Source organism: Arthrobacter sp. FW306-1B-G06A (genome assembly GCF_058781765.1).
Genome location: NZ_JBYSXB010000076.1, coordinates 1 through 7,032 on the forward strand (window position 1 = coordinate 1; position 7,032 = coordinate 7,032).

At 63.7% G+C, this 7,032-nt stretch carries 7 protein-coding genes; 3 read left to right on the forward strand and 4 right to left on the reverse strand.

All coding sequences use genetic code 11. The features are described 5' to 3' along the window. The 4 genes from AC3WJM_RS22770 to lysS form a co-directional block, all read right to left on the reverse strand. The coding region (locus AC3WJM_RS22770) for a Clp protease N-terminal domain-containing protein (RefSeq protein ID WP_492273032.1) at positions 1-1,535 on the reverse strand (1,535 nt) is incomplete at its 3' end. Between the two features lie 367 nt (positions 1,536-1,902). Continuing rightward, positions 1,903-2,229 carry a histone-like nucleoid-structuring protein Lsr2 gene (locus tag AC3WJM_RS22775; protein ID WP_059390281.1) on the reverse strand — a complete coding sequence of 109 codons (327 nt, stop codon included), beginning with the start codon at positions 2,227-2,229 and terminating at the stop codon, positions 1,903-1,905. Between the two features lie 139 nt (positions 2,230-2,368). Further along, positions 2,369-2,545, reverse strand: a complete 177-nt coding sequence (locus AC3WJM_RS22780; protein WP_172465751.1) for a hypothetical protein — start codon at positions 2,543-2,545, stop codon at positions 2,369-2,371. Between the two features lie 2 nt (positions 2,546-2,547). Then, positions 2,548-4,077 (reverse strand): lysine--tRNA ligase, encoded by a 1,530-nt coding sequence (gene lysS / locus AC3WJM_RS22785; RefSeq protein ID WP_059390282.1) that lies wholly within the window; start codon positions 4,075-4,077, stop codon positions 2,548-2,550. Between the two features lie 77 nt (positions 4,078-4,154). Here lysS and AC3WJM_RS22790 point away from each other — a divergent pair, with 77 nt between their 5' ends. From AC3WJM_RS22790 to AC3WJM_RS22800, 3 genes are read left to right on the forward strand one after another with little or no spacing between them, the layout of a single operon-like run. Then, a complete protein-coding gene (locus tag AC3WJM_RS22790) occupies positions 4,155-5,042 on the forward strand; it encodes an alpha/beta fold hydrolase (RefSeq protein WP_284990900.1) in 888 nt (295 codons plus the stop codon). A gap of 9 nt (positions 5,043-5,051) precedes the next feature. Next, complete coding sequence (locus AC3WJM_RS22795; protein WP_306964172.1) at positions 5,052-5,906, forward strand: alpha/beta fold hydrolase; 855 nt, start codon at positions 5,052-5,054, stop codon at positions 5,904-5,906. A 31-nt stretch (positions 5,907-5,937) separates the two neighbouring features. Further along, the gene (locus AC3WJM_RS22800) at positions 5,938-6,771 is read left to right on the forward strand and encodes an alpha/beta fold hydrolase (RefSeq protein ID WP_284990902.1); all 834 of its coding nucleotides are present in this window, start codon (positions 5,938-5,940) and stop codon (positions 6,769-6,771) included. Positions 6,772-7,032 lie beyond the last annotated feature (261 nt).

A 7,032-nucleotide genomic window follows, 5' to 3' on the forward strand; every position in this document is an offset into this window, starting at 1 on the left:
TCCTCCTCCATCTTGAGCAGGCGGCTGGATTCTTCCTCGGTGAGTTTGAAGACCGGGATGCCGGTGGAGTTCGCGAGGACTTCGGCAATCAGCTCCTCGTCCACCTCGGAGATATCGTCCATGCCGCCGGACTTCCAGTTGCGTTCCTTCTCGGCGCGCTCGGCAATGAGCTTCTGCTCTTTGTCGCGCAGCGAGGCAGCGCCTTCGAAGTCCTGGGCGTCGATGGCGGATTCCTTCTCCATCTTCACCTCGGCGATGCGCTCATCCATGGCCTTGAGCTCCGGCGGAGCCGTCATGCGGCGGATGCGAAGACGGGCACCGGCTTCATCGATCAGGTCGATCGCCTTGTCCGGCAGGAAGCGGTCCGAGATGTAGCGTTCGGCCAGCGTTGCCGCAGAGGCAAGTGCGCCGTCGGTGATGGTCACCCGGTGGTGCGCCTCGTAACGGTCACGCAGGCCCTTGAGGATTTCGATCGCATGCGCGACGGAAGGCTCCTTGACCTGGATCGGCTGGAAGCGGCGCTCAAGGGCGGCGTCCTTCTCGATGTGCTTGCGGTACTCATCCAAGGTGGTGGCACCAATGGTCTGGAGTTCACCACGCGCCAGCATCGGCTTGAGGATGGACGCGGCATCGATGGCACCCTCAGCGGCGCCGGCACCCACGAGCGTGTGGATCTCGTCGATGAAGAGGATGATGTCCCCGCGGGTCCGGATTTCCTTCAGGACCTTCTTCAGGCGCTCTTCGAAGTCACCACGGTAACGGGAACCGGCCACGAGGGAACCGAGGTCAAGCGTGTAGAGCTGCTTGTCCTTGATGGTCTCCGGGACGTCTCCGCGGACGATCGCCTGGGCGAGGCCCTCGACGACGGCCGTCTTGCCGACGCCGGGCTCGCCGATCAGCACGGGGTTGTTCTTGGTCCGGCGGGAGAGGACCTGCATGACGCGTTCCATCTCCAGCTCGCGGCCGATCACAGGATCAAGCTTGTTCTCCCGCGCGGCCTGGGTGAGGTTGCGGCCGAACTGGTCCAGCACCACCGAACCGGCCGGGGTGCCTTCCTGCTGGCCTGGGCCTGAGCCAGGACCCGCAGTTTCCTTGCCCTGGTAGCCGGAGAGCAGCTGGATGACCTGCTGGCGGACGCGGTTGAGGTCGGCGCCAAGCTTGACCAGGACCTGCGCGGCAACGCCTTCACCCTCGCGGATGAGGCCGAGCAGGATGTGCTCGGTACCGATGTAGTTGTGGCCGAGCTGAAGGGCTTCGCGGAGCGAGAGCTCAAGTACCTTCTTGGCGCGCGGGGTGAAGGGGATGTGCCCGGACGGGGCTTGCTGGCCCTGGCCGATGATCTCCTGTACCTGCTCGCGGACGCCATCGAGCGAAATGCTCAGGGACTCAAGCGCCTTGGCGGCAACGCCTTCACCCTCGTGGATAAGACCCAAGAGGATGTGCTCGGTACCGATGTAGTTGTGGTTGAGCATGCGTGCCTCTTCTTGGGCAAGCACAACAACGCGACGGGCACGGTCCGTAAATCTCTCAAACATTTCGCCACACTCCTAGCTACGACGTACTTTGATGCTACGTGGCAACGCTGGAATTTTGGGGCGTGTTCGCCACAGGGGAAACATGGCCGCACCCGGGAATAAGTTCGCTCAACCCGTCCGTGGGCCCCAGGACCGCGGCGGAGACCACATCCGGGGCTTCCCCAATCAGGCGCCGCTTCGGCCGGCACCCCCGCGAGCCGGCCGGCCGCCGTCGTTCTTCTCCGCGAAAGCGGTGACTGCCTACCGGATACGCCCAGTCGACTCCAAGGCTTCCCTGGAATAGTGGTGCACAACACCGTTATCCCGACGAGCCGGGCAGTTAAATGACAATACCCCGGCCGTAGGGCCGGGGTATTGATACTTGGTGTCAGGAATTGGCCTTCTGGTAGGCTTCCTGAATTTCGGCCTGAATGCGGCCACGGCTGTTTACGGTATAACCGTTCTCGCGCGCCCATTGACGGATCTGTGCCGAGTCCTGGTTTCTCCCTGCGGCAACGCGGCTACGCGTTGCACGGCCGGTCGATGTCTTGCGTGCCTTGGCTACAAATGGCCCCAGAGCGTCCCGCAGCTTCGCAGCGTTGGCACTGGACAGGTCCATTTCGTAACTGACTCCATCAAGGCCAAAGCGGACAGTTTCATCCGCAGAGCCCTCATCCAGGTCGTCAACGAGGATAATTTTGACTTTCTGTGCCATGAAAAGACTCTCTTTTGGAGGGGTCGGATATGCAGAATAGCTAGACTACTAATTAAAGATTATCGTCCAGCGCATGGCACCCCGTCAAAGGCTCCGTCAAAGGCACTATTAAATCTTCGGGAGCGGCCCCGAGAAAGAGCTATTTGGCAGGTGTTGAGCCGTCGCCCGCAGGCTTGGCAATTCCGAATCCGGCTTCTTCCTGGGCGCGGGCTTCTGCTTGGCGCTCTGATTTGTCCGCGTTGAAGATAGCCTTCATGGCAAACCAAAAGAGAAGTCCGACAACAACGGACGGTGCAAGAACGGCAATGTATTCCATGGTCAGTGCCCTTCGGGCTTGAGGAGTGGGAACAAGATGGTTTCCCGGATGCCTGCTCCGGTGAACAGCATGACCAAGCGGTCGATGCCTAGGCCGATGCCGCCCATGGGCGGAGCACCGTACTCGAGGGCGCGCAGGAAGTCTTCATCCAACTGCATTGCCTCGACGTCGCCGGCGGCCGAACGACGCGACTGCTCCGTGAGGCGTTCGCGCTGGATGACGGGGTCGATCAGCTCGGAGAAGGCCGTGCCGCGTTCCATGCCGCCAATGATGAGGTCCCAGGCCTCGATCAGGCGGCCGTCCTCCCGGTGCGGGCGGGCAAGGGGCTGCGCGGAGGGTGGGTAGTTGTAGACGAAGGTCGGGTTGAGCAGGGTCGGCTCGACGATCTCGCCAAACAGTTCCACGACAAGCTTCTCGGCGTCCCACTTCGGATCCACCTTGACCTCGTGCTTGGCGGCAATGGCCTGCAGTTCCGCCACCGTGGTGTCGGGGGTGATCTCTTCCCCGATCGCCTCGGAGAGCCCCGGGTAGACAGCAACCCAGGCCCATTCGCCGTCGAGGTCGATCTCTCCGGCGTCAGTCTGGATGGTGCGGGTGCCCACGACGTCGGCGACGTTCAGGATGATTTCCTTCATGCGTTCGGCCATGACGAACTGGTCCGCCCACGCCTCGTAGCATTCCAAGGTGGTGAATTCAGGGCTGTGCGTGGAGTCGACGCCTTCGTTGCGGAACACGCGGCCCATGTCGTAGACGCGATCGATTCCGCCCACCACGGCACGCTTGAGGAAGAGCTCTGTGGCGATGCGCAACGTCATCTTCTGGTCGAAGGCATTCATGTGCGTCTCGAACGGCCGGGCCGTGGCACCACCGTGGACGAGCTGCAGGATGGGGGTCTCCACCTCCACATAGCCGCGGCGGTCCAAAGTGTCGCGAACCGAGCGGGTAATCGCCGCGCGGGTGTAGACCATTTCCCGGGCTTCGTCACGGACCATCAGGTCCACATAGCGCTGCCTGACACGGGTTTCCTCATTCAGCTCGGCGTGCAGCACCGGCAACGGGCGCAAGGCCTTGGAGGCCATGGACCAGGAATCAGCCATGACAGAGAGCTCGCCACGCCTGGAGGAAATGACTTCGCCCTTGATGAAAACGTGGTCTCCGAGGTCCACCAGCGCTTTCCAGTCCGCGAGGGTTTCCTCGCCGACGTTTGCCAGGCTGAGCATCGCCTGCAGGCGCACGCCCTTCCCGTCCACACCGCCCTCCTGGAGGGTAGCGAAGCAGAGCTTGCCGGTGTTGCGCACGAACACCACACGGCCGGTGACGCCCACGATGTCGCCGGTGGTTTCGTCAGCCTCGAGATGTGCGTACTTCTCGCGGATCTCGGCAAGGGAATGCGTCCGCTCAACACCCACCGGGTAGGCCTCGGTGCCGCGCTCAATCAGCTTGCTGCGCTTTTCCATGCGGATGCGCATCTGCTCGCTGGCGTCGGCAGGCTCGGCGGCGGTGTGCGGGGATGGGGTGTTTGCGGAAGTCACAATCCACAAGTTTACCGGGGATTCCTTGGAGTTCCCTATCTTCCCCTCCCGCCCCCGCGGCAACATAGACTCGGGCTGTGGAGACATGGACAGTTGAAACGGACGACGACGGCGGGCACCTCGAGGTGCACTCCTTCCGGCCGGCGGCTGAGGCGTCCATTCCGGGCGCGTCGGGCGCTACGGAGGAGCCCGGCGTCGTGCTCGTTCACGGCACCTTGGTGACCGATTCCCTCTACTGGCCATTCGCCCGGAACCTGAGCGTCCTGCTAGGCCGGCCGGTGCATTCCTACAATCGGCGCGGCCGCGGCCGATCGGCGCCGCAGCCGCCCGGCTACTCCGCCGCAACGGAGACCAGCGACTTGCTTTCCGTGATGGAAGCGAGCGGATCCACCGATGTTGTCGGGCACAGCTATGGCGGATTCGTCGCGCTCCAGGCCGCGCTGCGCGCCCCCATTTCCCGCCTCGTCACTTACGACGCCGCGGTTTCCCTCTCCGGCAACTTGAACGGGCGCTGGCGGCCGCAATTGGAAGAGGCCGTCACCGCTGGCCAGCTCGACAACGCATGGGCGCATTTGGTCCAGGGGCTTGGCACGGCCGGCCCGATTTCCTATTTGCCGCTCGGGGCACTGCGGGTGCTCAGCATCCTCTCCGCGAAGACGAGGTTGGGTTCCGAGATGAGGGAATTGCTGCCGACGGCGGTTTTGGAGATGCGGGCGATCATTGACGCCGACTCGCACATCCAAGACTATGCGGAGTTGAAGACGCCAACCCTGATGCTCAGCGGCGGGTGGAGCCCGGCGTACTTTGCCGAAACCGGCCGGCAGCTTGCGGCCGCCATTCCTCCGGTGGACTTTGCGGTAGTTCCATTGCAGTTCCACGAGGGTCCCCTCCGGCCGGGCAAACAGCTCGCTGTGAGAATTGCCCGCTACCTGGCGCGGGGGACGGCGAAGGCGCCGTCCCCCTAGGATGAAGCGGTGAGAGAACGTGAGGTCCCGACGCCCGACGGCGGCAAGCTCGCCTTGTACAGTTACGGCTCGGTGGACGCGCCAGGAGAACGCCGCGTGGTGCTCATTGGGGGCGCATTCCTGACCGCGCTCATCTACCGGCCCTTTTCCATGGCGCTATCGAAGGGACTCGGCGAGGGCTGGGCAGTCGACGTCTACGATCGCAGGGGTCGCGGCAGCTCTTCGGAACTACCCGCGAACTACTCGATGGACACGGAGATAGCGGACGTCCGCAGCATTTTGGACGCCACCGGCGCCAGGAACCTCCTCGGCCACAGCCTTGGCGGATCCGTGGCATTGAATGCCGTCCAGGAGTTTGCGGGAACAAGCTACGAGCCGGACAAACTGGCTGTGTATGACGCGGCCGTGAACATCGACGGGAGCATGGACACGGGCTGGCTGGACGGCTTTGCCCAATCCGTGGACAGCGGGAATGTGGGGCGTGCCATGGCCAGGATGAAGCGGGGAATGCAGCCTGGCACCGCTTTGGCGCGAATCCCGGAGCCCATCCTGGCGGGACTCATGGCCCTTGTTTCCCGCACCAAGGTCAACAAGGTCCTCAGGGGACTCATGCCAACGGGCGTGGCCGAACTCAAGGCCGCCTACGACGAAGCCGCGCATCCCCGGGACTTCTCGGTGCTCCCCCGGAGCACGCGATTCATCGTGGGTAGCAAAAGCCCCGAATACTACAAGGTCACCGCAGAGCGGCTATACGCAGCCGTCCCGGGAAGCACGCTGGTGGTATCGCCGAAAGGCTTCCACGGATCCATTCCTGCCGCGGTCAAGGAACTCGTGACGGACATTTCCAGCTATTTCAAGGACTGACGGAACCCCGCGGCTCCGTTAGGCTCGAAGCATGACGCGCGAGAACATCACAACGGCCGACGGCGGAACCCTCGAGCTCTTCACGACGGGCGGTGAGCTTGCCAACGGCGGCTCAGGCGTCGTCGTCGTGCCCGCATCCATGGTGACCGCCGCAGACTATTCCAAGTTCGCCCAGAAACTCAGCGCCGCCTTGCGCCGCCCGGTCCACACCTTCAACCGCCGGGGCCGTGGTGAATCATCGCCCCAGCCCGAGGACTACACCCTCGACGTCGATATCCGGGATCTTTCCGAAGTCATGAAGCACACGGCCAGCACCGACGTCTTCGGCCACAGCTTCGGAGGCGCCGTGGCCCTGCACGCGGCGCGTACGCTGCCGGTGGAACGCCTGGCGGTCTACGACCCCGCTGTCTCCGTCAACCACAGCGTGAAGGCGGACTGGACGGGCGAATACGAACGCGCGACGGCGGCTGGAGACTTTGACCGCGGGCTTGCTGTGCTCGTGAAGGGCGTCGAAACAGAGGGCGCCTTCGCGCGGATGCCGCTGTCCATGCTGACGCTCGTCACGAAGCTGACCTCAGGCACCCCCATGGGCAAACAAATGCGGGAGCTCATGCAGGCCGGCGTGCGTGAGATCAAGGCAGTCATCGCCGCGGACATGCCCGCAGAGCCTTTCCTTGAGCTGCCGCTGGAGACGCTCATTGTGGTCGGGGAAAAGAGCCCCGCCTACTTCGGTGTGGCGTGTGGCCAGATCCACGACGTCCTGTCCGGATCGAGTTACACCATCCTGCCCGGCCACGGCCATGATGGTGTGATCCGCGCACCGGACAAGCTCATCGCCGAGCTCTCCGACTTCTTCTCGGGGTAGACGCTCGCTCACATATAGGGGGTTTTGAGCGGACGCCGGCTCACCTTTGCCGGCTCCTGGGCGGACGCTCGCTCACAAACAAGGGGTTCTGGCGGGACGCCGGCTCACATGTGGCGGCTCCTGGCGGGACGCCCGCTCACATATACCGGCTCCCGGCAGGACGCCGGCTCACATCATGTGAGCGGGGGTTGGCTCGTGTGCCGTGTGTTGGGGTGTGTTAAGTGGGTCAGGCCCCGACACGGTGTGTCGGGGGCGGGGCGG

Excerpts from the sequence above, each read along its gene's own strand:
- AC3WJM_RS22775 (WP_059390281.1), bottom strand. The coding sequence starts at position 2,229 with ATGGCACAGAAAGTCAAAATTATCCTCGTTGACGACCTGGATGAGGGC.
- AC3WJM_RS22780 (WP_172465751.1), bottom strand. The coding sequence starts at position 2,545 with ATGGAATACATTGCCGTTCTTGCACCGTCCGTTGTTGTCGGACTTCTC.
- AC3WJM_RS22800 (WP_284990902.1), top strand. The coding sequence starts at position 5,938 with ATGACGCGCGAGAACATCACAACGGCCGACGGCGGAACCCTCGAGCTC.